The sequence below is a fragment of the uncultured Castellaniella sp. genome (assembly GCF_937988725.1).
In the GTDB taxonomy this organism is placed as follows: Bacteria; Pseudomonadota; Gammaproteobacteria; order Burkholderiales; family Burkholderiaceae_B; genus Castellaniella.
Map to the genome: position 1 here is coordinate 115,595 of NZ_CALKHS010000001.1, position 25,542 is coordinate 141,136.

Annotated in this window: 23 protein-coding genes and 1 tRNA gene; 9 read left to right on the forward strand and 15 right to left on the reverse strand. The window is 67.3% G+C overall.

Annotated features, from left to right (window positions below):
• Positions 1-289 precede the first annotated feature (289 nt).
• On the forward strand, positions 290-907 hold the full coding sequence (locus tag Q0263_RS00515; protein ID WP_298012528.1) for a LemA family protein: 618 nt from the start codon (positions 290-292) through the stop codon (positions 905-907).
• Entirely contained in the window at positions 904-1,884 is a 981-nt protein-coding gene (locus tag Q0263_RS00520; protein ID WP_298012250.1) for a TPM domain-containing protein, read from the forward strand. Before Q0263_RS00515 ends, Q0263_RS00520 begins: the two co-directional genes overlap by 4 nt.
• 85 nt (positions 1,885-1,969) lie before the next feature.
• Here Q0263_RS00520 and Q0263_RS00525 read toward each other — a convergent pair whose 3' ends face one another.
• The 5 genes from Q0263_RS00525 to Q0263_RS00545 form a co-directional block, all read right to left on the reverse strand.
• Positions 1,970-3,439: a GTPase/DUF3482 domain-containing protein gene (locus Q0263_RS00525; RefSeq protein ID WP_298012252.1), complete on the reverse strand. Its 1,470-nt coding sequence runs from the start codon at positions 3,437-3,439 to the stop codon at positions 1,970-1,972.
• Positions 3,432-4,817 carry a DUF2868 domain-containing protein gene (locus tag Q0263_RS00530; protein WP_298012254.1) on the reverse strand — a complete coding sequence of 462 codons (1,386 nt, stop codon included), beginning with the start codon at positions 4,815-4,817 and terminating at the stop codon, positions 3,432-3,434. The genes Q0263_RS00525 and Q0263_RS00530 overlap by 8 nt, the downstream gene beginning before the upstream one ends.
• 88 nt (positions 4,818-4,905) lie before the next feature.
• Positions 4,906-5,319 (reverse strand): DUF1850 domain-containing protein, encoded by a 414-nt coding sequence (locus tag Q0263_RS00535; RefSeq protein ID WP_298012530.1) that lies wholly within the window; start codon positions 5,317-5,319, stop codon positions 4,906-4,908.
• Entirely contained in the window at positions 5,319-7,334 is a 2,016-nt protein-coding gene (locus Q0263_RS00540) for a TRAP transporter permease (protein WP_298012255.1), read from the reverse strand. The genes Q0263_RS00535 and Q0263_RS00540 overlap by 1 nt, the downstream gene beginning before the upstream one ends.
• 172 nt (positions 7,335-7,506) lie before the next feature.
• Positions 7,507-8,463, reverse strand: coding sequence for a TAXI family TRAP transporter solute-binding subunit (locus Q0263_RS00545; RefSeq protein ID WP_298012257.1), 957 nt, complete (start codon positions 8,461-8,463; stop codon positions 7,507-7,509).
• A gap of 226 nt (positions 8,464-8,689) precedes the next feature.
• Between Q0263_RS00545 and Q0263_RS00550 the strand changes: the two genes are divergently transcribed.
• Together Q0263_RS00550 and Q0263_RS00555 are read left to right on the forward strand one after the other, a co-directional pair.
• Positions 8,690-10,123 carry a chloride channel protein gene (locus tag Q0263_RS00550; protein ID WP_298012260.1) on the forward strand — a complete coding sequence of 478 codons (1,434 nt, stop codon included), beginning with the start codon at positions 8,690-8,692 and terminating at the stop codon, positions 10,121-10,123.
• A complete protein-coding gene (locus Q0263_RS00555; protein WP_298012262.1) occupies positions 10,107-11,975 on the forward strand; it encodes a sodium:proton antiporter in 1,869 nt (622 codons plus the stop codon). Before Q0263_RS00550 ends, Q0263_RS00555 begins: the two co-directional genes overlap by 17 nt.
• A gap of 86 nt (positions 11,976-12,061) precedes the next feature.
• Here the strand turns inward: Q0263_RS00555 and Q0263_RS00560 are convergent, their stop codons facing one another.
• The gene (locus Q0263_RS00560) at positions 12,062-12,532 is read right to left on the reverse strand and encodes a carboxypeptidase regulatory-like domain-containing protein (protein WP_298012264.1); all 471 of its coding nucleotides are present in this window, start codon (positions 12,530-12,532) and stop codon (positions 12,062-12,064) included.
• A gap of 35 nt (positions 12,533-12,567) precedes the next feature.
• Positions 12,568-13,695: a hypothetical protein gene (locus tag Q0263_RS00565; RefSeq protein WP_298012266.1), complete on the reverse strand. Its 1,128-nt coding sequence runs from the start codon at positions 13,693-13,695 to the stop codon at positions 12,568-12,570.
• Between the two features lie 275 nt (positions 13,696-13,970).
• Here Q0263_RS00565 and thpR point away from each other — a divergent pair, with 275 nt between their 5' ends.
• Entirely contained in the window at positions 13,971-14,501 is a 531-nt protein-coding gene (gene thpR, locus Q0263_RS00570; RefSeq protein WP_298012268.1) for an RNA 2',3'-cyclic phosphodiesterase, read from the forward strand.
• Between the two features lie 161 nt (positions 14,502-14,662).
• On the forward strand, positions 14,663-16,714 hold the full coding sequence (locus tag Q0263_RS00575; RefSeq protein WP_298012270.1) for a PhoX family phosphatase: 2,052 nt from the start codon (positions 14,663-14,665) through the stop codon (positions 16,712-16,714).
• Positions 16,715-16,719: 5 nt separating this feature from the next.
• Here the strand turns inward: Q0263_RS00575 and Q0263_RS00580 are convergent.
• The 6 genes from Q0263_RS00580 to petA all read right to left on the reverse strand — a co-directional run bounded on the left by Q0263_RS00580 (position 16,720) and on the right by petA (position 20,879).
• A tRNA-Thr gene (locus Q0263_RS00580) sits at positions 16,720-16,795 on the reverse strand.
• Positions 16,796-16,826: 31 nt separating this feature from the next.
• Positions 16,827-17,261, reverse strand: coding sequence for a ClpXP protease specificity-enhancing factor (locus tag Q0263_RS00585; protein ID WP_298012272.1), 435 nt, complete (start codon positions 17,259-17,261; stop codon positions 16,827-16,829).
• Between the two features lies 1 nt (position 17,262).
• Positions 17,263-17,871, reverse strand: coding sequence for a glutathione S-transferase N-terminal domain-containing protein (locus Q0263_RS00590; protein ID WP_298012274.1), 609 nt, complete (start codon positions 17,869-17,871; stop codon positions 17,263-17,265).
• Positions 17,872-17,925: 54 nt separating this feature from the next.
• Positions 17,926-18,771 (reverse strand): cytochrome c1, encoded by an 846-nt coding sequence (locus Q0263_RS00595; protein ID WP_298012276.1) that lies wholly within the window; start codon positions 18,769-18,771, stop codon positions 17,926-17,928.
• A gap of 30 nt (positions 18,772-18,801) precedes the next feature.
• Positions 18,802-20,187 (reverse strand): cytochrome bc complex cytochrome b subunit, encoded by a 1,386-nt coding sequence (locus Q0263_RS00600; RefSeq protein WP_298012278.1) that lies wholly within the window; start codon positions 20,185-20,187, stop codon positions 18,802-18,804.
• A 44-nt stretch (positions 20,188-20,231) separates the two neighbouring features.
• The gene (gene petA, locus Q0263_RS00605; RefSeq protein WP_298012280.1) at positions 20,232-20,879 is read right to left on the reverse strand and encodes a ubiquinol-cytochrome c reductase iron-sulfur subunit; all 648 of its coding nucleotides are present in this window, start codon (positions 20,877-20,879) and stop codon (positions 20,232-20,234) included.
• Between the two features lie 165 nt (positions 20,880-21,044).
• On the opposite strand from petA, the gene mscL reads away from it, so the two are divergent.
• On the forward strand, positions 21,045-21,497 hold the full coding sequence (mscL, locus tag Q0263_RS00610; protein WP_298012282.1) for a large conductance mechanosensitive channel protein MscL: 453 nt from the start codon (positions 21,045-21,047) through the stop codon (positions 21,495-21,497).
• 371 nt (positions 21,498-21,868) lie between these two features.
• Here mscL and Q0263_RS00615 read toward each other — a convergent pair whose 3' ends face one another.
• On the reverse strand, positions 21,869-22,648 hold the full coding sequence (locus tag Q0263_RS00615) for a Nif3-like dinuclear metal center hexameric protein (RefSeq protein WP_298012285.1): 780 nt from the start codon (positions 22,646-22,648) through the stop codon (positions 21,869-21,871).
• Positions 22,649-22,694: 46 nt separating this feature from the next.
• On the opposite strand from Q0263_RS00615, the gene Q0263_RS00620 reads away from it, so the two are divergent.
• Positions 22,695-23,846, forward strand: a complete 1,152-nt coding sequence (locus Q0263_RS00620) for a trypsin-like peptidase domain-containing protein (protein ID WP_298012287.1) — start codon at positions 22,695-22,697, stop codon at positions 23,844-23,846.
• Positions 23,847-23,900: 54 nt separating this feature from the next.
• On the opposite strand, the gene Q0263_RS00625 is transcribed toward Q0263_RS00620, so the two are convergent.
• A complete protein-coding gene (locus tag Q0263_RS00625; protein ID WP_298012289.1) occupies positions 23,901-24,608 on the reverse strand; it encodes an FCD domain-containing protein in 708 nt (235 codons plus the stop codon).
• A 107-nt stretch (positions 24,609-24,715) separates the two neighbouring features.
• Here Q0263_RS00625 and Q0263_RS00630 point away from each other — a divergent pair, with 107 nt between their 5' ends.
• Complete coding sequence (locus Q0263_RS00630) at positions 24,716-25,531, forward strand: sulfite exporter TauE/SafE family protein (RefSeq protein WP_298012291.1); 816 nt, start codon at positions 24,716-24,718, stop codon at positions 25,529-25,531.
• Positions 25,532-25,542 lie beyond the last annotated feature (11 nt).

Consider the following 25,542-nt stretch of genomic DNA (forward strand, 5'->3'; position numbering starts at 1 on the left):
ATCGAGGCCGACGTATGAATAATCTGGAAAGGTGCCGCCGGCCGCGCCTGGGGACCTGTTGAACGGATGCCCTGGATGGGCGGGTTCGGGTCCTGGGAACGAAGGCCGGGGAAGGCCGCGCAGCGACTGGTAGGCTGCGCGAAAGGCTGAATTATAGCGTGCCGGGCGGCGCGTGCGCGCGGATGTGTCGCAATCAGGGGGCGTTGACCGTTATTGACGGGCCGAAGTGTTGCGCGCGGGGTGGAATTTCTACAATATGGCTTTCCATTCTCTGTTCCACGAGGTCCGCATGATCCGACGTTACCTGAATCTGGCTGCCGCGGCGGCCCTGGCGCTGCTGCTGTCGGGCTGCGGCTACAACGAGATCCAGCGCCAGGACGAACAGGTCAAGGCCGCCTGGTCCCAGGTCCTGAACCAGTATGAACGCCGCGCCGATCTGGTGCCCAAGCTGGTGTCCTCGGTCAATGCCTACATGGTCAACGAGCGCACCGTGCTGCAGCAGGTCACGGATGCCCGCGCGCGGGTCGGGCAGATCCGCATCAGCGCCGACGACCTGAGCGATCCGGCGCTGGTCGCGCGCTTCGAACAGGCGCAGGGCGCGCTCAGTTCCAGCCTGTCGCGCCTGCTGGCCGTCTCCGAGAACTATCCCCAGCTGAAAAGCGATGGCCTGTTCCGCGATCTGATGACGCAGCTGGAGGGCACGGAGAACCGCATCACCGTGGCGCGGGAGCGCTACGTGGGGGCCGTGCAGACCTACAACCTGACGATCCGCGAGTTCCCGACCCTGATCACGGCCCGCGTGTTCGGCTATCAACCCAAGGCGCAGTATGGGCTGGACAAGGCCGATGCCGTGATGCGGGATCCCGAGGTGAAGTTCGATCTGCCGGCGCCGGCCGGAGCGAAATGAGCGCGGTCTTCGCTTCCCGGACGTTCCCGCTTGGGGGCGCCGCGTCCTTGCGGTCCGCGATCCTCGCGCTGATCCTGGGCCTGCTGCTGGCCTTGTGCGCTCGACCGGTCCTGGCGCAGAAAGCGGCGCCGGCTTCCGCAGCGCCCGCAGCTGCTGCGGCGCCAAGCGCCGCGGCCGTGCCGGTCTGGAAGGCTCCCGTCATGGATCTCAGCGGCACGCTGGACGCGTCCCAGATCCAGGCCCTGACCGGGCAGGTGAGGGGGGTGGAAACCAGCCAGGGCTCGCAGCTGTTCGTGCTGCTGGTGCCCACGACCGGGACGGACACCATCGAACAATACGCCCGCCGGGTCTTCGACCAGTGGGCCGTCGGGCGCAAGGGCGTGGATGACGGCGTGCTGCTGCTGGTGGCGGTGCGGGACCGCCATGTGCGCATCGAAGTGGGCTACGGGCTGGAAGGCGCCGTCACGGACGTGGCGGCCGGGCGCATCATCCGGGAACAGATCACGCCGCGTTTTGCCCAGGGCGATGTCTTCGGCGGCTTGCAGGCGGGGGTGGGCGCCTTGCGGACGCTGATGCGCGGCGAGGCCCTGCCGCCGCCCGAGGCATCGGACGATGAGGACATCGGACCGTCCGTCATGGCGCTGCCGGTGGCCTTCATGGCGATGGTGACGCCGGTCTGGCTCAGCGTGGCGCTGGTGGGCGGATTCGTCTACCTGGCGACCAACAGCCTGGGCTGGGCGGCGCTGGGGGCGCTGGGCGGCCTGTTGCTGGCGGTGCTGGGCCGCGCCCTGGGAGTGGAAAAGCGCCTGGGCCGCGGCCGTTCGGGACGGCGCGGTGGCGGTGGCGGTTTCGGCGGTGGAGGCGGTTTTGGCGGAGGCGGAGGCTTCGGCGGGGGCGGCTTTGGCGGCGGAGGCGGGGGTGGATCGGGCGGTGGCGGCGGCCGGGGCGGCGGCGGAGGCGCGTCGGGCAGCTGGTGAATCCGGCGGCTGCGTTCAGGCGCCGGACCCATCGGGCGGACGTCCGCGCAAGCCGGCGGATCAGGCTCGCCGTCGCAGGGGCGCCTCAGAGCGCCAGGAACAGGGCGTGGGCCAACTGGCCGATCAGTAGCTCGCGGCGCGGATCCGGGCCGGGCTCCTCGCCGATGGAGGACCAGGACGGATGCGTGCGGGCCTCGTCCAGAATGGCCTGCGCATCCGGCGGCAGCCGATGCAGGGCGGCGCCGGTTTCCGCGGCGGCTTCCGTGTCCGGCGCGTCGTCCGCGGGGGGCGGCGGGTCCTGGTCCGCCGGCGGCGCGGCCAGCGCCATCAGGTCGCTCTCGATGGGGCGCATGGCGGCATGCCCCCGGCATTCCAGGGCGCGCACCAGGGCCAGCTGGCGCAGCCCCAGCAGATGCAGCACCGGGTCGTCCACCGTCATTTCCATATTGCCCGCCAGGCGGCCCATCAGGCGCTTGCCCCATTGATTGGCGCCCTGCCAGACCCCGCCGATGGCGGCGCCCAGCAGCGTGGCGGCGCCCAGGCTCAGCCCGCCGGTCAGCATGTCCAGCGTGGCCCCTGCCATCGCGCCGGTCGCCAGGCCCTTGCTGACCTGGACGCCGAAGCTGCGCAGGGCCTGGGGGCTGAACAGGTCCATCCCCCAGCGTTCGCCTTCCAGAGGCAGGGCGTGATGAGGAAAGGCGGCCTTGCTGAAGCGGTAGCGTTTCAGCAGGGCGTGCACGCAGTCCTGTTCGCGGTCGCGGGTGCGCTTGCGCAACACCAGCGTGATCGTCGCCATGTCGGTGGGGTCCTGGGCGCAGGGCAGGCGCAGCGCGGCGGCGTCCATCAGCAGTTCGGCGATCAGCCGGGTGGCGTCCTGCAGGCGCTTGAGCCTTTGTTCGCCCAGGTCCGTGCGCAGCGCCATCAGGGCGGGGGCGTGCTGGTCCAGCATCAGGGCCAGGCGGTCCAGCATCTGGCTCTCGCCATCCAGCGCCGGCGCGACCGTGTCGAAATCGACGGTGGCATGCAGCCCCAGCCGCGCCAGCGCATCGCGCCAGGCGCCGATGTTGGCCAGGGGGTTGCGGGTGAAGTTCAGGACCGGCAGGATGGGTCGGCCGCAGGCGGCCAGCAGCGTCAGTTCGTCGCGGTGCTTGGGCAGCACCGGGTCGCGGGCGTCGATCACGTACAGGGCGGCGTCGGCCGTCAGCACCGTGGTCAGGACCCGGCATTCCTGCTCGAACCGGCCGGCGGCTTCCGGGCTGTCCAGCAGACGCTGGATGCGGTCCGGGCCGTCCGGCCGTTCCTGGGGGGCGATCAGCTGGTCCAGATAGTCCAGCACGCCCATGGCGTCTTCCAGGCCCGGGGTGTCGCGCAGGATCAGCATGGGCTTGCCGTCGGCGGACAGCAGCTGGGCGCTTTCGACGTGCCGGGTGGTGCCCGGCTGGTCTGCGACTTCTCCGAACAGCTCGTCGCGCAGCAGCGTGCGCAGCAGGGACGTCTTGCCGGTATTGGTATGGCCGACAACGGCCAGGTCGAGGGGAGGGATGACGTCAGTCATGGGAGGCGAGTCCGATGTGTTCGAGCCAGGCGGCCAGGTCGGAGACCTGGCGCAGGTGTTGGCGGGACAGGACCTGCCGCCAGGCCTGCCGGCGCTCCGCCGTGCCGCCCAGGCACAGGATGCGCAGGTCGGGACAGGCGTGGTTCAGTTCATCGAACCAGGCGGCGGTTCCCCGGTCCGGCGTCAGGCGGGCGTCGCAGACCAGCAGCAGATGGGTGGCGTCCAGCTGCGCCCGGATGCGCTGCCGGTCTTCGCGGCTATCGCACCGCCCCAGATCGTGCAGGGTATCGGGCAGGCCGTCGGGCGGCCAGGGCAGGTCCGGCCCCAGTTCGTAGGCCAGCACGGCGGCATGCCGCGTGGCGGCCCGGGCGGATGCGGCGCCCGCCCGGACGGGCCCGTCGGCGGGCGCCGGGCGGTCGATGCCCAGGGTCTGGTGCGTGGGCAGCAGGCGTTCGCGTAATTCCAGCCATCCCGGCAGGTCCGGGTCGATGCTCAGGCGGCGCAGCCGTCGGCGCAGCCAGGCGCCGCAGACCGCCAGGGCCAGCAGCCTGGGCAGCAGGCCCCAGCTGAGCAGGCAGCCGATCAGCCACAGGGACCAGTCGGCCTGGATGGCCGCCGATGCGGCGCCGGCGCCCCCCATGCTCAGCGTCACGGCCAGCCGGTCGGGTGTGGGAAAGCCCAGCAGGCGGGGAAGGCTGCCCAGCCATTCGCTGAAGACGACGAAGGCCTGGGGCGACAGCAGCGTCGTTTCCCAGTGGAAGGAGTAGCTGCGGGTGCTGAGCAGCACGATCAGCGTGGGGATGGCGCCCAGGTAGGCGATGGTCCAGGCCCCATGGCTGAGCAGGCCCACGGCGGGCTTCCAGGCGCGGGCGCGGGCCAGCAGCGACAGGAAGGCCTGGGCCGCCAGGGCGGCGTCGGGGCCGCGCGCGATCTTGCGGGTCAGCCACAGCCACAGCCTCGACAGCGTGGTGGCGGGCTGCAGCACAGGCAGGCAGCCGATCAGCCAGATCAGCAGGGTCAGGGCATGCAGCCCCAGCAGCCCCAGCAGCGCCGTGGCCAGATTGACAGATCCCTGGCTCAGGGCGGCGCCGGCCGCGCCGATGCCTGCCAGGCCGGCGGCCAGCCACAAGGCGGCCAGCGCCCAGCGGGCGCCGTGGGCCCAGCGGTCCAGGCGGTCCTGCAGCGGGCTGTGGCCGGCCAGCCAGGCCGCCCGCGCCAGGATGCGCGGACCCAGCCGGGCCGGCTCGCGCAGCGCCGCCTGGCAGGCGGCCTGGTCCTCGAGCGGCCCCCAGTGGGCTTCGCGCAGGCGCACGGCCTCCGCCCGCCAGTGCTGCAGCAGCGGCGATTCGGAGCGGGCGGCGGGAGGCGCATTCCTCATGGGGTGGAAAGCTCGGTGAAAAGACGATGATACCGAGTTTTACAAAGTCGGGCAGTCCTGGGAACCGAAAGCCCGGGCCGGGGGATTTTCAGGGTTGGCGGCAGGGCTTCAGCAGCGTGACGTCGCCATCGGTGGGCATGACGGCCCGCAGGGGTTCGCAGCGCCCGGCCACGCACCAGTCGTAATCGGCGGTGTAGGGGGACCGGGTCAGCCGCAGGACGTGCAGCGGCGCGGTGTGCGGCTGGTATTCGTACCAGCCGTCGGCGTGGTGCACCGCATCGGGCGGCGGGTCCATGCCGGCCCCCGACCCCAGGATGCGGGCATGGCCGGCGACCAGCACGGGCGCGCCCGCCGTATCGGTCTGCACCCGGTAGTCTTCTTCCCAGCGGATCTTTTCGATGGAGTGCGTCCAGGCCAGGGTGAAGGCCCGGACGGGCACGAAGCGCGGCGGCACCTGCGGCGCCGCCGCCAGGGTCAGGCAGACACCGAGGGCTCCCAGCATCACGTCGCTTGAGCCTGCGTCTGGCGGCGGCTGCGGGCCAGGTGCCAGACCAGGAACGCTGCGGTCGCCGCGAAGCCGATTTCATCGGTCATCGGGATGGCGGCCACCAGCAGGGCCGCTGCCAGCACGATGTAGACGCGTTCGAAGGCGTTCAGGCGCGACTTCAGGAATCCGGCGATGCCGGCCGCCCACAGGGTGATCGCCAGCAGCGCCTTGAACACCACGTAGAGGGTGTCCCAGGCCGTGCCGCCTTGCAGCATCAGGGCGGGCGCATAGACGGCCATGTAGGGCACCACGAAGCCGGCCGCGGCCACCCGCAGGGCCTGGATGCTGATCTTCAGGCCGTTTTCCCGGGCGATCGGGGCGGCGGCGAACGCCGCCAGCGCGACCGGCGGGGTCAGGTCGGCCATGATGCCGAAATAGAACACGAACATGTGCGAGATGATCAGCGGCACGCCGAGCTTCAGCAGGATGGGAGCCGCCAGCGAACTGGTGATGATGTAGTTCGGGATGGTCGGGATGCCCATGCCCAGCACCAGGCAGGTGATCATGGTCAGGAACAGCGCCAGGAACAGGTTGTTTTCGCCGATGGCGATGACCTGCCCGCCGAACTCGGCCGCCACACCGGTCAGGTTGATGATGCCGATGATGACGCCGACCAGGGCGCAGGCCGTGGCGACTGACAGGGCGTTGCGGGCGCCTTCCGCCAGGGAATTGACGGCCAGCTTCAGCGCGTCGCGGCCATGCCGGCGAAACAGCAGGATGACGGCCAGCACCGCGATGATGACGAAGAAGTCGGTGACGCCGAACTTGACGAAACCGGCGCAGGCGATGCCCAGCAGCAGCCAGAACAGGTAGCGCAGCGCCATGGGGCGGGCGCCCTGGATGACGGCGGCGCCGAAGATCAGGATGACGGTCAGGCCCAGGCCGATGGTGCCCGAGAACAGCGGCGTATAGCCCGAGAACAGCAGCGCCACCAGGCCGATGAGCGGAATCAGCAGGTACCAGCTCTTGCGCACGGCGGCCCAGGGATTGGGGCAGTCTTCCTTGGGCAGGCCGTGCAGGCCGCGCCGGCCGGCCTCGAAGTGCACGGTCAGGAAGGCCGTCGTGAAATACAGGATGGCCGGGATGATGGCGGCCTTGACGACTTCGATGTAGGGGATGTTCAGGGTTTCCGCCATGATGAAGGCCACCGCCCCCATCACGGGCGGCATGATCTGCCCGCCCATGCTGGACGTGGCTTCGACCCCGCCGGCGAAGGCGGGGGAATAGCCGAAGCGCTTCATCAGCGGGATGGTGAACTGGCCGGTGGTGACGACGTTGGCGACCCCCGAGCCGTTGATCGTGCCCATCAGGCCGGAACTGACGACCGAGACCTTCGCCGGACCGCCGCGCGTGTGCCCGACCATGCCCATGGAAAAGTCGCTGAACAGCTGGATCATGCCGGCCTGTTCCAGGAATGCGCCGAACAGGATGAACAGGTAGATGTAGGTGGACGACACGTAGGTGGGCGTGCCGTAGATGCCTTCGACCCCGAAGCTCATGGTGCTGACGATCTGGTCCAGCCCGTAGCCCCGGTGCATGAACGGCCCCGGGATGTACTGGCCGAACAGGCCGTAGGCCAGGAAGAGCCCGCAGATGATGGGCAGCGCCCATCCCATCATGCGGCGCGTGGCCTCGAAGACCAGGATGATGGTGATGATGCCGATCACCATGTCGGCGTCGGTCATCTGGCCGGCGCGCGCGGTCAGGTCGGCTTCATAGACCCAGTGGTACAGGCTGATGACGAAGCCCACGATGCCCAGCGTCCAGCCGATGGCCGAGCCCAGCCGCCCGCTGCGGGAATACAGGGCGAACACCATCAGCAGGACGAAGCCCACGTGGATGGCGCGGATGACCTGGCTGGACAGCGGACTGTAGGCGGCCGTCCAGACCTGGAAGCAGGAAAAGATCACGGCGATCCAGAAGACGCCTCGCGACATGGGTTTGTCGATGTGGTCGTGAGCAGAACTCATGTTTTGGGTTCCAGGGAATTGAATGAAGGCCGGAGGGGGAGCCTCGGTTGGAGGATTCCGGGCCGGAATCGTCTGGGGTGGTGTTCCGGGCTTGGGCTTTGATCTGAACAAGCCCCCTCGGGAGAGACGCCGGAGGGGGCTTGGGGAAATGCGGAGCGGGTACCGGCCGATCTTATTTGATCAGGCCGACTTCCTTGTAGTAGCGCTCGGCGCCCGGGTGCACCGGCACGGGCATGCCCTTCAGGGCGTTGGCCAGTTCGATGGTCTTGGCCGCATTGTGCGTCGACTTCAGGGTGTCGAGCTGTTCGTAGAAGACCTTCGTCATCTGATAGACCAGGTCGTCGGGCACGGCTTCGGACGTGATCAGGAAGTTCGGCACCGCCACGGTGGGCGTGTCGCCCGCCATGCCTTCGTAGGTGCTGCCCGGGATGGTGGCCGGCTGATAGGCGGGATTGTTGATCTTCGCCACGACGTCGGCGGGGATGGGCACCACGACGATCTTGACCGAGGTGGCCAGATCGCGGATCGAGGACACGCCCAGGCCGGCGGACTGCAGGGTGACGTCCAGCTGGCGGTTCTTCATCAGTTCGACGGATTCGCCGAAGGGCAGGTATTCGACCTTGGCGAAATCGGCGTAGGTCAGCCCGGCGGCCTTCAGCACGGCGCGGGCGTTCAGTTCGGTGCCCGAGCGGGCGGCGCCCACGGAAATGCGCTTGCCTTTCAGGTCGGCCAGGGTCTTGATGCCGGAATCGGCGTTGGCCACGATCTGGATGTAGTTGTTGTAGGTGGCGGTCATGCCGCGCAGTTTTTTCAGCGGGGCCTTGAAGCCGGCTTCGGTGTTGCCGTTATAGGCATCGGACACCGTGTCGGCCAGGGCGAAGGCCAGTTCGCCGCGGCCGGCCTGGATCAGGTTCATGTTTTCCGCCGAGGCCTTCGTCACCTGGGCGGTGGATTTGGCGTCGGGGATGTTCTTGTTATAGATCTGCGACAGCGCGACGCCCATGGGGTAGTACACGCCGCTCTGGCCGCCCGTCAGGATATTGATGAACTTGGTGTCGGCGTGGGCCGGGACCGAGGCGACGGCTGCGACAGCCATGGCCGCCGTGGCCAGCCATTTTGTCATTTTCATGGTGTGCTTTCCTCTTGTGTTGCAGACAAAGACAGACCGTGAATGGTAGCAGGATCACCCGGGCCTGAAACTGGGGAATCACCCTAGGAAAATAGGGTTATTAAGGGCGTCGGACGGGATCCCGCGATGGATCGGGCGGGGGCGGAGCGGTAAAAGCCTACGCTATACTGCCCAGGATCAGGCCTGCGCCGGCCGGATCAGGGTTGCCCCCGATCCTTTCCTCCCCATGAAACTGCCCTCCACGCCCCGTATCGATCTGCTAGAGCCGGCCATCATGCTGGCGACCGTGCTGCAGTGGCTGGTCCTGGCATCCCTGGTGGGCCTGATCGTCGGCACCGGGGTCAGCCTCTTTCTGCATGCGCTGTTCTTCTCCACGGACCGGACCCTGGACGCGCCGCACTGGGCCTATTGGCTGATGCTGCCGGCCGCCGGGCTGGCCAATGGCCTGATCATGGGGCACGGCTACCGCGTGCTGGGCACGCCGGGCTTGAAGGATTCGATCTTCGCCGCCGTCCACGAACAGGGCGGGCGCCTGCCGTGGCGCACCCTGATGCTCAAGCCCGTCGCCGCCATCATCACCCTGGCCAGCGGCGGCTCCGCCGGCAAGGAAGGTCCCTGCTCCCATCTGGGGGCATCCCTGGCGGCCGTGGTCGGCCAGGCCTTCCGCCTGAACCGGGAATTGCGCCAGCGCATCGTGGCCTGCGGCGTCAGCGCCGGTTTCGCCAGCGTGTTCGGCACGCCGATCGCGGGCGCCATCTACGGCGTGGAAATGCTGATCATCGGCCGCATCCGCCACGATTTCCTGTTCCCCGCCCTGATCGCCGGCATGACGTCCTTCCAGGTCAGCAAGGCCTGGGGCATTCCCTATCAGTCCTACCTGATCCCGGCGCTGCCTGCGTTTTCCGAGTCCCTGTTCCTGCGCACGGTGCTGATCGGCATGCTGTGCGGCGTCGTGGCCCGCATTTTCGTGGACCTGATCTATGCCGTGCGCAATGCCTGCCAGCGCCTGCAGACCCGCTATGCGCTGTGGCCGCCGCTGATGCCCCTGATGGGCGGCCTGCTGCTGGCCGCGCTGGTGACGGTGATTCCCACGGACTACCTGGGGCTGAGCCTGCCGCTGATGGACCATGCCTTGCAGGGCGAGCCCATGCCTTATCTGGGATTCCTGTGGAAATCCCTGCTGGTGGCCGTGACCCTGGGCTCGGGCTTCTATGGCGGCATCGTCACGCCGCAGTTCGTCATCGGCGCGGTGGCCGGCAATGCCTTCGCCCATCTGTTCGGCATCAGCCCTTCGCTGGGGGCGGCCGTGGGGCTGGTGTCCGTGGTGGCGGCGGCGTCCAACACGCCGCTGGCGGCCATCCTGATGGGAGTGGAGCTGTTCGGCGGGGTGGTGGGGACCGTCTACGTGTCCGGCGCCGCCATCGCCGCCTACCTGATCATCGGCCATCGCAGCGTCTATCCCGACCAGCGGCTGGGGCATGCCAAATCGTCCTGGATGCGGGTGAGCGCGGACGTCCCCGTCGGCCAGGAAAAAACCCATTTATCCTATGGCTTGCTGAAAGCCTGGCGGCAGATGCGGGCGCAGGGAGCCCGGGCGTGGCTGCGGACCTGGTGGCATGCCGTGCGTCAAAGAAGGAACGAACGTGACGATCAGCCCTGAATTGTTGCTGGCCAGCATCGGTGTGATCGCCATGGCGGCCCAGTGGCTGGCCTGGAAACTGCGGGTGCCGGCCATCCTGCTGCTGCTCTTGTCCGGCATCGCCGTCGGGCCGGTGGCCGGCTGGCTCAAGCCCGACGAGCTGTTCGGGCCCCTGCTGTTTCCCGTGGTGTCCCTGGCCGTGGCCGTCATCCTGTTCGAGGGCAGCCTGACGCTGGAATTCCACCAGACCCGGGGCCTGAAGCGCGTCGTGCGCCGCCTGGTGTCGGGCGGACTGCTGATCACCTGGGCCGTGGCGGCCTATGCCGTGCACGCTTTCCTGCAGTTTCCCTGGGACCTGGCGGTCCTGTTCGGAGCGATCACCTGCGTGACCGGCCCCACCGTCATCGCGCCGCTCCTGAGAACCGTGAAGCCCGTGGCGCCGGTCGCCCATGCCCTACGCTGGGAAGGCATCCTGATCGATCCGATCGGCGCGATCCTGGCGGTGCTGTCCTACGACCTGATGGTGGCCTTGCGGGCCACGCAGGCCTGGACGCACGCCCTGTGGTCGCTGGGCGCAACCGCCGCGACCGGCCTGTGCTTCGGGGTGGCGGGCGGCTGGCTGCTGGGCGCCTTGCTGCGGCGCGGCTGGGTTCCCGATTCCCTGTTGAACCTGTCGGTGCTGGCCTCGGTCTTCGCCGCGTTCTCACTGTCGAACACGGTGCAGCACGAATCCGGCCTGCTGGCGGTGACCGTCATGGGGATCTGGCTGGCGAACCGCCCCGGCGTTCCGGTGCACGACATTCTGGAATTCAAGGAAACCCTCAGCCAGATCCTGCTGTCCGCCCTGTTCATCCTGCTGGCGGCCCGGGTGGCGCCGGAACAGATCTTCAGTCTGGGATGGCCGGCATTGGCCGTGCTGGTCTGCATGTTGTGGGTGGGCAGGCCGCTGAAAGTCCTGTTCGCCACCTGGGGGTCGCCGCTGAAGTGGCGGGAACGGGCGCTCCTCGCCTGGATCGCGCCGCGCGGCATCGTGGCGGCGGCGGTGTCCGCCCTGTTCGCCCTGCGGCTGGAGTCCCTGGACGTGCCGCAGGCCGACCGCCTGCTGCCCATGACGTTCCTGGTCATCATCGGCACCGTGATCTGGCAGAGCCTGACGGCCAGGCCCATGGCGCGGCTGCTGAAATCCGCCGAACCCGACCGGGTGGGCTTCCTGATTTCCGGCGCCAACCCGGTGGCGCGGGCGATCGGCCTGGCGCTGCATGAGCAGGGCATCCCGGTGCGCCTGTGCGACAGCGACTGGTACAGCCTGTCCAAGGCCCGCATGCTGGGCCTGCCCACCTATCACGGCAGCCTGGTGTCGGAGCACGCCCAGCGCAATCTGGATACCAACGGCCTGGGCCGCCTGCTGGCTCTGAGCACGCGGGATCACGTCAATCAGCTGATCATGGTGCGCGGCCGCGATGAGTTCGGCAAGCAGAAGGTCTTCAGCCTGCCCTTGTCGTCCGACGGCGATCCGGCCGAAAAGCATGCCCTGGACCCGGAATACCGGGGCCGCACGCTGTTCGCGCCCGGAGTCGGGTACTGGAAGCTGTCCGGCCTGCTGGGGGCCGGCGCGCAGATCAAGGCCACCCGCCTGTCGGAGTCTTTCGATTTTGCGCAGTATCGGGCACAGGATCGGGACAAGTCCGTCATCCCGCTGTTTGCGATCAATCCCAAGGGCTATGCCATTCCCTTCACGCTGGATCAGGAACTGGAGCCCGAGGCGGGCTGGACGGTGATCGGCCTGCATGCGGGGACCGACGCGGCCGAGCAGGCCGGCGCCGGGGATCGGGCTTCCGGACAGAGCCCGGGGCCGACGGCCAGCGCGGCCTGATTGCCCGGCGCGGCCGGCGGCCGGCGGGGATGCGGCTGCCGGTCAGCGGCGGCCCGGGCCATGGCCGGCCGCCTGCCGCCCGGGCGTCATTGCTTCGCCGCGCCCGATCGCCACGAGAACACCAGATGCTTCGATTCCTTGCCGGCGATCGTCACGTCGCGGGTCTCGGTCTGCTGCTGATAGGTGGCCTTGACCTGATATCGACCGTCCGGCAGCCTGGCCAGCAGATAGGGACCTTGCGCCGTGGTGTCCAGCACCGGTTTGCCATGGGCGTCGGCGATGGCGACCTTCACGTCGGCCACGTAGTCGCCCTTGCCGCCCTGTTCCGCCTGGTCGAACGTCATGGACAGCGGGAATTTCGCCATCGCCTCTTTGAACGACGTGGATTCGTCGATTCCGATCCCGCCGCTGACGTATTCGACGCTGCCCTGGTGCTGCAGCGCCGGCAGGGCGGCCCAGGCCGGCGTCAGGAAGCCGACGCTCGCCAGCGCCAGTCCGGCCAGCGCCGCCGCGCGGGTCAGGTGAAGATCAGGATGTGTGACAGCATTGAGTTGCATGATGCGCTCCTTGAGTAAGCCCCCGATGGGCGGCCTCAACGGTCGTCCCGGCCTTGGCGAGAATGGCCTTCGCCCCGGCGCTCCGGGCGCTCGGCGCCTTGTCGTTCGTGGCGTGCCGGGGCTTCGGCACGCGGCGGCCTGAATTCCTGCGGCCTGGCGTCCATGCGGGGGCGTTCGGGAGCCGACGGGCGCGCTTCCATGCGCGGGCGCTCGGGCGCTCCCCTGAACGGCTGCGCCGCGCGCGGCGCTTCGGACGGGCGGCCTTGCTGAGGCCGGCCGCCCCGCTCTTCGTTCATCGAGGGGCCGGGATTCGCGGGACGCGGGGCAACCGCTCTATCGGGGGCCGCCTGCGGCCTGCCGGCCGGGCGAGGCGCGGCTTCCTGGCGCGAGGGCGACTCCGTGCGCGACCGCTGTGTGTCCGGCCGTCGCTGTGTGTCCGGCCGCTGGTTCGCAAGCGGCGCATTCGGACGCTGCGCTCCGTGCGAGGGAGCCGCATCGCGCCGTTCGGCCGTCATCGGCGGCAGGGACTGGTGGCGCCGCTCCGCGTAGGCGCGCTGTTCGGTGCTCGGAGCCGCCTGCCGGCCGCCCTTGCCGCCGTTGTAGCTGATGCGGTCGTTTCGCGTGTTGCGGATGACGGTCTTGTCCACGTAGACGTTGCGCACGTTCGTGATGTTCACGTTGGTCACGGCCCGGTTGTAGTAGAAGTGATCGCCGCGCCAGTTGCCGCCGACGTATCCGTCGCCGAAATAGCCGAAACCGTAGTCGATACCGCCATAGAACCCCACCTGAGGCCCCCAGTAGCCGGGGTGCCAGCGGTAGTAGCCGCCCGACCAGCCCCACCAGCCGGGCGTCCACAGCATGCCCACGGCCGGCGGCAGCAGCCAGGCGCCGTCCACCCAATAATAGCCGTCGGGCCCCCAGGCCCAGTAGCCGGGCGTCCAGATGTAGCCGGGCGCGGGCGCGACGGGCTGCGTGTAGACCGGCAGGGCCGGCGGAGCGATGGTGATGCCGATGCCGACGCTGACTTCCGCCAGGGCGGCGGCGGGCACGACCAGAACGGGCGCGCCCAGCAGCGCGGCCAGCATCGCCAGCCGGGCCGCATGTCCCCCGGCGCGGGCATGACGGCGTGTGACGGGGGCGACAAGATTCTTGCTGTTGTCCATGATGTCTCCCGCTGAAAGCGGATATGGGTATGACAAGGATCGTATGGCTTAGTTCGGCACTCAGGATGGAGATAGTCTTTCAATGTGTATGAGTGCCTGCTTTTTGTGTCCGGACCGGCCGAAAACGGCGCATGGAGAACCTGCTGTTGCATCCGTAAGTTCCGCCTGCGGGGCGGCGAGGCGCCTGCGCCGTCCTGGCGGGATGGTCTATGCTGGAATGCGGGATCCTGTGTCGGGGATCAGCGCTCGTGGGGAAATGGATGTCTGAACCGAGGATGGCTGTCCGTCGCCTGTTTTTCGCCCTCTGGCCCGATGCGGGCACGGTGGAGGAACTGGTCGGCTGGACCCGCCTGGCTCATGATGTCTGCGGCGGGCGCAGGATGCGGGCCGACACGCTGCATCTGACGCTGGCGTTCCTGGGCGCGGTCGAGGTCGACCGCGTCCCGGATCTGCTGGAGTTGCTGCGGGCGCCGCGCGGGCCGGGCGGCGCCCTGGCCCTGGACCGCTTCGGGCGGTTCCGGGGGCCGCGCATCGTCTGGGCGGGACCCTCGGCGGCGCCGTCGTGGCTGGCCGCCCTGCATCGATCCCTGTGGCGGGACCTGGCCGGCCTCGGCTTTCGCCGCCCCGAGGAATCGTTCCGCCCCCATGTGTCGCTGCTGCGCAAGGCCGGCGACGGCGAGCTGTCGGCCATCCCGCCGGCGCGGCCGATCATCTGGGATGCTCGCCGCCTGGTGCTGGTGGCTTCCGCCCCGCGCGAGACAGGGTCGTATTACCAGGCGCTGGGGGAATGCCGGCTGGCGGACTGATGCCGCCGGACTTCGCCGGCGGCCGTCCCCGGCCTCGCTGTCACATGCTCGTCACCTGCGTTGGCTAGACTGCGGGCGCCGCTTCGCGAGCCGAGTCGTCCGGATGGCGATAGGCTTGCGCCGCCGAGCGTCGAACAACTGCTGAACAGCCGGTGATGACTATGAAAGCATGCGATCTGGACGATATCCCCGTCAATCCTTCCCGCCAGGAATCCCTGGCCCATCTGCAGGCGCGTCTCGGCCGCCGCCGTTTTCTGGCGGGCGGACTGGGCGCGGGGGCCGTGGGCTTCCTGGGCGGCATGCTGCCGGTCGCCCGGGCGCTGGCCGCCGCAGGCGATGAGCCCGCGGCGCCGATGCTGGGTTTCAAGCCCGTGCCCATGAGCGCGGCCGACACGGTCGTCGTGCCCGAGGGGTATGCCCATGCCGTGATCAATCGCTGGGGGGATCCGCTGCGCGTCGGCGCGCCGGCCTTCAAAGGAGATGCCGGCGAGGGCGCCGCCGCCCAGGAGCAGCAGATCGGCTACAACCACGATGGCATGCATTTTTTCCCCATCGACGGCAAGGACGGGGTCTCGGGCAGCAGCACGGAAGGCCTGCTGGTCACCAACCACGAATATGTCACGCCTCACTACTTCTTCCCGGCTGGTGTGCAGCCCGGCGGCCAGGCCTGGACGCTGGACTGGGTCCGCAAGGCCCAGTATGCGCAGGGCGTGTCCGTCACCCACATCCGCCTGGATGCGCAGGGCCGGTGGCGGCTGGTGGAAGATTCCCCCTACAACCGCAACATCCACGCCGACACGCCCATCGACCTGATCGGCCCTGCGGCGGGGCACGCGCTGCTGCGCACGCGGGCGGATCCCGGCGGCCGGCGGGCGCGGGGCACGTTCGGCAATTGCGGCAATGGCTGGACGCCCTGGAACACCTACCTGACCTGTGAAGAGAACTTCACCGACTACTTCGGCATCGGCGGCCGCGATGCGAAGGCGACGGACTATCCGGACGCGGCTTATCGCGAGCACATGCAGCGCTACAAAGGCGGCGACAAGACCTCCGATCCGGACTACGCCTGGGACCTGCACGACGAGCGCTTCGACTGGACGCGGGAACCCAACGAATACAACCGCCACGGCTGGATCGTCGAGATCGACCCTTTCGACCCTCAGGCCGCGCCGCGCAAGCTGACCGCTCTGGGCCGCTTCAAGCATGAAAATGCCGCCCTGTCGCTGGCTCCCGACGGTCATGTGGTCGTCTACATGGGGGACGACCAGCAGAGCGAATACCTCTATAAGTTTGTGTCGGAGCAGGCCTTTCGTCCAGGCGATTCGTCCCATAACCGGCAGTTGCTGGAACGAGGCGTGCTGTACGTCGCGCGCTTCGATGTCGGCGCCGACGGCCGGGGTGTCGGCCGCTGGATTCCGCTGACGCTGGACACGGCCACGTCCGGCGGCGGCCGCCTGGGCGCCCTGTTCAACGAGGACATGGGTGAATTGCTGATCAGGACCCGCCAGGCGGCGGATGCCGTGGGCGCGACGCCCATGGACCGGCCCGAGTGGGTTGCCGTGCATCCCGACCGGCGCGAGGCCTATGTCACGCTGACCAACAACAGCGCGCGCGGCAGCGGCAAGCCGCGCTGGCCGGGCGGCCCGGCGCACCCCGGCGCCGATGCCGCCAATCCGCGCGACAAGAACATCTATGGGCAGATCGTGCGCTGGCGCGAAACCGGCGAAAAAGCGTCCAACCGGGAATTCACGTGGGACATCTTTCTGCTGGCGGGCAATCCGGGCGTGTACGGCCAGGGCGACCCGCGCCGCGGTTCGCGGCACATCACGCCGGACAACACGTTCAACAGTCCCGACGGCCTGGGCTTCGACCCGCAGGGCCGCCTGTGGATCCAGACGGACGGAAAATACAGCAACAGCGGGGACTATGCCGGGCAGGGCAACAACCAGATGCTGGTGGCGGATCCGGCGTCCGGCGAATTGCGCCGCTTCCTGACCGGCCCCAGGGGCTGCGAAGTGACCGGCATCACCTGGACGCCGGATCAGCGCTTCGTCTTCATCAACATCCAGCATCCCGGGGAAGGGCCGACGCTGGCTGAAGCTCAGGCCAGGCCGCTGTCCGCCTCGCGCTGGCCGGATGGCGACCAGGCGACGCGCCCGCGTCCGGCCACGGTCGTGATCTGGAAGCGGGATGGCGGGGTGGTGGGGTCCTGAGTCTGTGGTGCCGGCTAAAGGAATCGAACCCTCGACCTTCTCATTACAAGTGAGCTGCTCTACCAACTGAGCTAAGCCGGCGAAAGTCCGCCATTTTACAGGAGTGGCGGGCTTATTTGACGATCTTCAGGTGGGAAGGCTTGGAGCCGCCGGGCGGCGTGTCGTCCGGTGTCGGAGTGGATGCCGCCGGCGTCATGTCGGGCGTCGCATCGGCGCCGCCGGGGTAGGGCTGGGACGCCACGACCTCGAAGCCCATGCCGGCGCCGGTTTCCCGCGCGTAGACGGCCGAGACCGCCGCCACGGGGATGAACAGGTGCTCGACCGCGCCGTTGAAGCGGGATTCGAATTCGATGTATTCGTTGCCCAGCGTCAGCCGGTTGGTGGCCAGATGGCTGATGTTCAGCGTGATCTGGCCGTCGTGCACGTGCGCGACCGGCACCACCGTGTTGGCGTCCACCGTGACCACCAGGTAGGGCGTGTAGCCGTTGTCCGTGCACCATTCGTGCAGGGCGCGGATCAGGTACGGTTTGGTCGAGGTTTCCTGCATATCAGCGGCGCATGACCTTTTCGGACGGGGTCAGGGCCTCGATGTAGGCGGGGCGGGAGAACAGGCGTTCGGCGTACTTCTGGATCGGGGCCGCGCTTTTCGGCAGCTCGATGCCGTAGTGGGCCAGGCGCCAGAGCAAGGGGGCCACGGCCACGTCCAGCATGGAGAACTCGTCGCCCAGCATGAACTTGTTCTTCACCAGCAGCGGAGCCAGCTGAGCCAGGCGGTCGCGGATGTTGGCGCGGGCCGCGTCACGCGTCTTCTCGTCCGTGATGCTGCGGTTTTCCAGCGTGGACACGTGGACGAACAGTTCTTTTTCGAAGTTGTACAGGAACAGGCGTGTGCGGGCCCGCATGATGGGGTCGGCCGGCATCAGCTGGGGATGCGGGAAGCGCTCGTCGATGTATTCGTTGATGATGTTCGATTCGTACAGCACCAGGTCGCGTTCGACCAGAATCGGCACCTGACCGTAGGGGTTCATGACCGCGATGTCTTCCGGCTTGTTGTACAGGTCGATATCGCGGATTTCGAAGTCCATGCCTTTTTCGAACAGCACGAAGCGGCAGCGTTGCGAAAAGGGGCAGGTCGTCCCGGAATAGAGCACCATCATGTCGAGGATTCCAATACAGAAAAAGCGGGGGATGCGCCCCGAAGGGCGCACGAATTACCGGACATGCTTCCAGTAGGCGTGGTTCATGCGGATGGCCACGAACATGAACAGGAACAGGAACAGCATCACCCAGACGCCGATCTGCTTGCGCGCCAGCTGGCCCGGCTCGGCCATCCAGCCCAGGAAGTTGCTGAGGTCGGCCACATTGCTTTCGAAGCGGCTGAAGGACTTGGCATCCGCCGAATCGAAGCGGCCGGTTTCGCTGGCTTCGCCAGTGTAGTCGGCCAGTTTCTCGTTCTTGACGGTGGCGAAACCGGCATCGTCATAGACCGTGGTGGTGCGTTCCCAGTGTTCGGCGCCCTTGTCGTCGGCCACTTCGTGCACCTGGACGCGGGTGTAGCTGCGGGGGCCTTCCATTTCCCAGAGCACGTTGGGCATGGCGACGCTGGGGAACACGGTGTTGTCCCAGCCGGTCTTCTTCGTCGTGTCGCGGTAGAAGCTGCGCAGGTACGTGTAGATGTAGTCCACGCCCGAGGGGCCGAAGTTGCTGTTTTTCGCGCGGGCGATCACGGACAGGTCCGGGGGTGCGGCGCCAAACCACTTCTTCGCGTCTTCGTGGGTCATGGAGATCGTCATCAGATCGCCGACCTTGTCGCGCGAGAACAGCAGATTCTTCTTGATGTCGTCTTCCGTCAGGCCCAGGTCCATCAGCTTGTTGTAGCGCATGGAACTGGCGCTGTGGCAGTTCAGGCAGTAGTTGACGAACAGCTTCGCCCCGTTTTGCAGGGCGGACAAGTCCGTGATGCGGTCCGGGGCGCGGTCCAGATGCGCGCCGCCTTCCGCGAAGGCCAGCGTGCAGGTCAGGGACAGGGCCAGGGCACCGAGCAGTTTTTTGATCATGATCTTTCCGTAGCAGTCAGTGTTGGGCCATTAGTGAGCGCGAAAGGTGACGCGGTCGGGGACTGGCTTGAACGTGCCAAGGCGGCTCCAGACGGGCATCAGCAGGAAGAACGCCAGGTAGATCACCGTGCCGATCTGGCCCATCAAGGTGAAGGTCGCGTTCACGGGTTGCGTGCCCAGCCAGCCCAGGATCAGGAAGTTGACGATGAAGATGCCATACAGGACCTTGTGCCACGACGGACGGTAGCGGATCGACTTCACGGGGGAATGATCCAGCCACGGCAGGAAGAACAGGATGACCACGGCGCCGCCCATGGACACCACGCCCCAGAACTTCGCGTCCAGGGTCTTCATCAGGATGGCCACGATGATCAGGATGGCCGGGACGGCCAGGCGCCAGATGCCCGAGAGCTTGCCCTTGGCGAACAGCGCCAGGGCGGCCACGGCGGCGGCGGCCGACAGGACCCAGGTGAAGTCGCTGGTGGTGGCCCGCAGCATGGTGTAGAACGGCGTGAAGTACCAGACCGGCGCGATGTGCGGCGGGGTCTTCAGCGGATCGGCCGGGATGAAGTTGTTGTATTCCAGGAAGTAGCCGCCCATTTCGGGGCCGAAGAAGATGATGGCCGCGAAGACGATCAGGAAGCCCGCCACGCCCACGATGTCGTGCACCGAATAGAAGGGGTGGAAGGGGATGCCGTCGACGGGACGGCCGTACTTGTCCTTCGGGCCTTGCTTGATTTCCACGCCGTCGGGGTTGTTGGAGCCCACTTCGTGCAGGGCGATGATGTGCGCCACGACCAGGCCGATCAGCACCAGCGGAATCGCGATCACGTGGAACGAGAAGAAGCGGTTCAGCGTGGCGTCGGACACCACGTAGTCGCCGCGGATCCACAGCGACAGGTCGGGGCCGATGAAGGGGATGGCGGAGAACAGGTTCACGATCACCTGGGCGCCCCAGTAGGACATCTGGCCCCAGGGCAGCAGGTAGCCGAAGAAGGCCTCGCCCATCAGGCACAGGAAGATTCCCACGCCGAAGATCCAGACCAGTTCTCGCGGCTTGCGGTAGGACCCGTAGAACAGGCCGCGCAGCATGTGCAGGTAGACCACCACGAAGAACATCGACGCGCCGGTGGAGTGCATGTAGCGGATGAACCAGCCGCCCGGGACTTCGCGCATGATGTATTCGACGGATTCGAAGGCGAAGCGCGCGTCGGGCTTGTAGTTCATCACCAGGAAGATCCCGGTGACGACCTGGATCACCAGCACCAGCAGCGCCAGCGACCCGAAGAAATACCAGAAGTTGAAGTTCTTCGGAGCATAGTATTCGGACATATGCTCTTTGAACATTTTCGTCAGGGGGAAGCGGCGGTCTACCCAGCCCATCAACCCGGTCGTCTCGACATTATTTTCGGCCATGAACGGCTCCTATCAGTATCACGAAAAGATGAACAGCGCGTTCATCAGGCCTTGTTGGGGTATTCGTCTACCCCGATCATGACGTGTGACCCGTCGGGAGAAAACGCGTAGGGCGGGACTTCGAGGTTGTCCGGCGCGGGCTTGTTCTTGAACACGCGGCCGGCCAGGTCGAAGGTGGAACCGTGGCAGGGGCACAGCCAGCCGCCCGGCCAGTCGTTGGGCAGGCCCGGCTGGGCGCCCGTCTGGAAGTGCGCCGTGGGCGAGCAGCCCAGGTGAGTGCAGATGCCGATGCAGATGAAGTATTCGGGCTTGCGCGAGCGCCATTCGTTTTCGGCGAACTGGGGCGTGAAGCCCGGGCGCTGGGACTTGGGATCCGCCAGTTCCGCGTCGTGCTTGGGCAGATCTGCCAGTTCGGCCTTCGTGCGGTGCACGATCCAGATCGGCTTGCCGCGCCATTCGACGACCATCATCTGGCCTTCGGGCAGATTGGAGATGTCGGCTTCGACCGGGGCGCCGGCCGCCTTGGCCTTTTCCGACGGGGCAAATGACCCGACGAACGGGACCGCCGTCGCGACGCCAGCCACCCCGCCCAGGGTACAGGCCGAAGCCACCCAGAAGCGTCTCGAAGGATCGGGGGGCAGGTTCGGGTCGACTGCGCCCTGCTCGTCGGACTGTGTCGGATTCTGACTCATTTGTTATCCCTGGTAGCCGCCCTGCGGGCGGAGCGGTTTGACAATAATTTGCATACGCATGGGCGGCGGAGGCTGGAAAAGCCCTGCTGGCGCATCCCACGGGGGTCCTCAACCGCGTATTATAGCGTTACGACCAATGGGGTAAATGCTTAGGAGATACGCAACATGGCCGGAGCACGTGGTTTCATCAAGGAATTCCAAGAATTCGCCGTCAAGGGCAACATGATGGACCTGGCGATCGGGGTCATCATCGGGGGCGCCTTCGGCAAGATCATCGATTCCATCGTCAATGACCTGGTCATGCCGGTCATCAACTTCATCCTGGGCGGACAGGTCAATTTCGACAACCTGTTCTGGGTCCTGCGCCTGCCCGAAGGCTACGCCGGCGCCATGACCGCCGCCGAACTCACCAAGGCCGGCGCCGTCGTCTTCGCCTGGGGGCACTTCCTGACCATCCTGGTGAACTTCATCCTGCTGGCCCTGGTGGTGTTCATCCTGGTGAAGATGGTGAACAACGCCCGCCGCCGCCTCGAAGCCCCGCCGCCGCCCGCTGCGGCCCCCGCCACGCCCGAAGACGTCCTGCTGCTGCGCGAAATCCGCGACTCTCTAAAGAAGTAGGCCCTTCGTCCCAGGGCGCGCTGTCCCTACCGCAACGCCCCATGCCTCCCATCAAGGCGGCGTGGGGCGTTCGCATAACGGCCGCCGTAGCGCCCATCACTGCGGCACCCCCGGGCAAAGCCACACAGGTCAGCGTTACCCAAAAAGCCCCCCACCATCACCGCCACGACCCACGTCAATCGTCGCGTCCCAGGGCTGGGCGGCCCTGTTGGAGCTTACTCGTCCACATCCGGCGAAGCCGCCAAGACGCGACCGGGGCCGCCCAGCCCTGGGACGCGACGATGAGGTCCAGCCCCAGCAGTCTTGCGCCGATGAGACCCACCGTCAGCATCCTAAATCCCCATAACCTCTCACCCCGCAAGGCCAGCCCCTCAAACCGGATTGTCGATATCCACGAACGTGCAGCTCACCCCGAACTGCGCCTCGATCGCCGCCCCCAGCGCCTGCACCCCGTAGCGTTCCGTCGCATGATGCCCCGCGCTGATATACGCGCTGCCCGTCTCCCGCGCCAGATGCACCGTCGGTTCGGAGATCTCTCCGCTGACATAGCAATCCGCTCCCGCAGCCAGCGCCGCGTCCATCATCCCCTGGGCCGCCCCCGTGCACCACGCCAGCCGGCGCACCGCCTGATCGAATTCCCCGATCACCACCGGCTTGCGGCCCAGCCGCTGCGCGATATCGGTGGCCAGCTCGCCCACCGTGCAGTCCCAGGCAGGCGTCCCCAGCCAGATCAGGCCGTCGGGTCCGCAGCGGTGCGGCGTCCCGTCGGGCTGGATGTCCGGCGTCCAGTCCATCACCCGGGCCAGTTGCGCGTTGTTGCCCCATTCGGGGTGGGCGTCCAGCGGCAGGTGGTAGGCGAACAGATTGATTTCCTGGGCCAGCAGGGCCGACAGGCGCCGGTGCTTCGGCCCGCGGATGCAGGGATTTTCATTCTTCCAGAACCAGCCGTGATGCACCAGAATGGCATCCGCGTCGCGGGCGATGGCGGCCTCGATCAGGGCCTGCGACGCCGTCACGCCGGTGACGATGTGGCGGATCTCGGCGCGGCCCTCGACCTGCAGGCCGTTGGGGCAATAATCCTTGAATCGCTCGGGTTGCAGCGTGCCGCTCAGCCAGTTTTCCAGGTCCTGGCGGGAAATATGTGGTTTCATTGGAACTTGTCCTTTTTCGGGGCGCTACCGCCCGGAGTCCGTGTCTATGAGACGATTGTGGCTGATTTTCGCCCAGACCGTAACCGTGTGCCTGGGTGTGCTGTTCCTGGTGTCCACGCTGCGGCCCGACTGGCTGCCCGGCCAGGATGAACCCTCCGGCGGCACGGCGGTCCTGCCCGCGCCGGGCGCGGCGGGGGCGGCTCTCAGCTACGCCCCGGCCGTGGCCCGGGCGGCGCCTTCCGTGGTCAACGTCTATACCCGCAAGCACGTCGACGTGCCGCTGATTCCCCTGCCGCCGGATCCCGGCCTGCAGCAACTGCTGCGCAGCGTGCCGGGCTTCACCCAGCGGCGGGACTCCACCAGCCTGGGGTCGGGCGTGATCGTGCGCGCAGATGGCTACATCCTGACCAACAACCACGTCATCGAATCCGCCGATTCCATCGAAGTCGGCCTGAAGGACGGCCGCCAGGCCGCGGCCAAGCTGGTGGGCGCGGACCCCGAGAGCGACCTGGCGGTGCTGAAGATCGATCTGGACAAGCTGCCCGCCATCGTGTTCGACCCCGAGCAGGCCGTGCGGGTGGGCGACGTGGTGCTGGCGATCGGCAACCCCTTCGGCGTGGGGCAGACCACCACCCAGGGCATCGTGTCCGCCCTGGGGCGCAATCGCCTGGGCATCAACACCTACGAGGACTTCATCCAGACCGATGCGGCCATCAATCCGGGCAATTCCGGCGGGGCGCTGATCGACACCCAGGGACGGCTGGTGGGGATCAACACGGCCATCTATTCGGAAACCGGCGGGTCGCTGGGCATCGGCTTCGCGATTCCCTCCGGGCCGGCGCACCAGATCCTGAATCAGATCATCGAGCACGGCCGGGTGCAGCGCGGCTGGCTGGGTCTGGAGCCGCAGGACATCACGCCCGATCTGGCGCGGGCCTTTCACCTGAAGGATGACCGGGGGGCGATCGTGGCGCGGGTGTTTCCGCGCGGGCCGGCCGCCAGAGCGGGCATCCAGGTGGGCGACATCCTGCAGTCGCTGGACGACCAGCCCGTGCGCGACTCTTTCGATCTGCTGAACCGCCTGGCCCCCATGAAGGCGGGCAGCACGGCGCATCTGCAGGTGTTGCGCAGGGGCAAGACCCTGGCGCTGGACGTCACGGTCGGGCTGCGTCCCGCCGCGCGCCGTCCAGCGCAATAGGCGCGAGGCGTCTGGGATGCCGCGCGGGGCTCCCCGGATGCCGGGCTGGTTCGACTATAGGGCGCGGATGTCTTCCGCCCGACCGATGAGCGTGTCCCTGACCGTGAGCAGATGCTGACGCATCGCCCGCGCGGCGCTTTCGGGGTTGCGGTCCGCGATGGCTGCCAGGATGGCTTCGTGCTGGCGGGTGTAGGTCGCCTGCAGGTCGCTGTTGAGGGACGCCCTCCGTAAATGCCCCCAGGCGGTTTGCGCGCGCGCGGCTTCCAGCATGGCCGAAAACCGGATCAGCATGGCGTTGTAAGTGGATCGGCCGATGGTTTTGTGCAGGGCGCCATCCCAGCGTTCCCAGTCGGCGGCCTGGGTTGCCGCGCGGCTTTTGTCGATGTAGGCCTGAAGGTCTTCCAGATCCTGGGACGAGGCGTTCGTCGCGGCCAGGGCGGCGACGGCCGGTTCCAGCACCAAGCGGGTTTCCATCAGTTCGGCCGGGCTGGTGTACTGCTTCAGGTCGAGTTCTTCCATGGCGGCGGCGTGCGCGGTGGATGTCAGCAGGGTGCCGCGTCCCTGCACGCGCTGGATGCGGCCTTCTGTTTCCAGCGCCGCCAGCGCCTGGCGGATGATGCGCCGGCTGACGCCCAACCGCACGGCCAGCGCGCGTTCGGCCGGGATCATGTCGGCCCCCTGGGTCTCCAGGGTCTTGAGCAACTGCCGCAATTGTTTGAGGGTCGCCTCAGCCAGGCGCCCAGGCGAATTGACGGGAGTCATGGACGCGGATCCTGCCGGAAATATTGAAGGTACCAATAAGATACCATATTTGAACCAATTGACAATGTGGTTCATGGTGGTACGATTTCCCGGGGAGGAGGGAAATCATGGCGCTGGAACTGATTGCGATCCTGGTGATACTGGGTCTGTGCACGGGTTTTGCCGCAGGGCTCCTGGGCATCGGCGGCGGCATGATCATGGTGCCTTTGCTGACGGCCATCTTTTCATCGCAGGGGTTTGTGTCCGACCACGTGGTGCACATGGCGATCGCTACATCGCTGTCCGTCATCTTCTTCACCTCCATGTCCAGCGTCTACGCGCACCACAAGCGAGGCGCCATTCTGTGGCCGGTTGCGCTACTGCTGATACCTGGCGTCATCATCGGGTCCTGGATCGGGCCGGTGATCGCCGCCAGCCTCAATACGCGGTACCTCGCGGCCCTGTTCGGTGTTTTCGTCATTTTTTCCGCCATCAAGATGCTGAAGAAAAAAGCTCCCCGGGCGGATGAAGCGGACAACACACTGCCCAAGGCGCCCGGCATGACGGCGGCCGGCCTGGTCATCGGCGTGCTCTCCGGGCTGGTCGGCGCAGGAGGCGGCTTCATCACCGTGCCGTTCCTGGGGTGGCGCGGCGTGTCCATCCACAACGCGGTGGCCACCTCGGCCGTGATGGGATTTCCCATCGCTCTGTTCGGCACCGTCAGCTACATCCATCAGGGGTGGGACGTTCAGGGCCTGCCGGCGGGCAGCCTGGGATTCATCTATGTGCCGGCCTTGTTGAGCCTGGCGGTCGCCAGCGTGCTCAGCGCCCCGTTCGGCGCGCGGACGGCCCACACCATGAATGTGAAGCAATTGCGCTCCACGTTCGCCTATCTGTTGCTGTTGTTGGCGCTGTACATGTTCTGGAAGGCGGCGTCCGCTTGATCCGCGCCTGA